The 516-nt window shown below is 64.9% G+C and carries 1 protein-coding gene; it reads right to left on the bottom strand.

Going from position 1 to position 516, the window contains the following annotated elements:
* Nucleotides 1-516, bottom strand: a 516-nt coding sequence (locus tag HUO12_RS14290; protein ID WP_456298152.1) for an ATP-dependent DNA ligase, incomplete at both ends; no start/stop codon positions are given.

The raw sequence follows: 516 nt of genomic DNA, 5'->3' as shown, positions 1-516 counted from the left end.
GAGTAGAAAGAGCTGCGCTTGCCCGAGCCGCGCTGAGCGTACATCATCACGCAATCGGCGACGAGCGGATCGCGCTTCCACTTGTACCACAGCCCGGTCTTGCGCCCCGCGATATAGGGGCTGTCCTTGCGCTTCAGCATCACGCCCTCGATCGCGGCGTCGCGCGCGCCTTCGCGGACCTCTGCCAGGTCATCGTAGCTGTCCGAGGGGATCAGCTGGCTGATGTCGAAACGGCTCTGGTCCAGTTTCGGAACGAACGCTTCCAACCGCTTGCGCCGCTCGCTCCAGGTTAGCGGGCGCAAATCGTCGTCGCCCTCGATCAGAATATCGTACAGCCGCACGAAGGCGGGCGCATCGCGCAGCATCTTCGCTGTCACCGTCTTGCGGCCGAGGCGCTGTTGCAGGGCGTTGAAACTGGCCGCCTGGCCGCCCTGCACATCGCCGCGCACGAGCAGCTCTCCATCCACCACCGCATCGGCATCGAACGCGCCGGCAATATCCGGAAAGGCGTCGCTG

The organism is Altererythrobacter lutimaris (assembly GCF_013371495.1).
Taxonomy (GTDB): domain Bacteria; phylum Pseudomonadota; class Alphaproteobacteria; order Sphingomonadales; family Sphingomonadaceae; genus Erythrobacter; species Erythrobacter lutimaris_A.
This window is presented reverse-complemented; position numbering and strand designations above follow the sequence as displayed.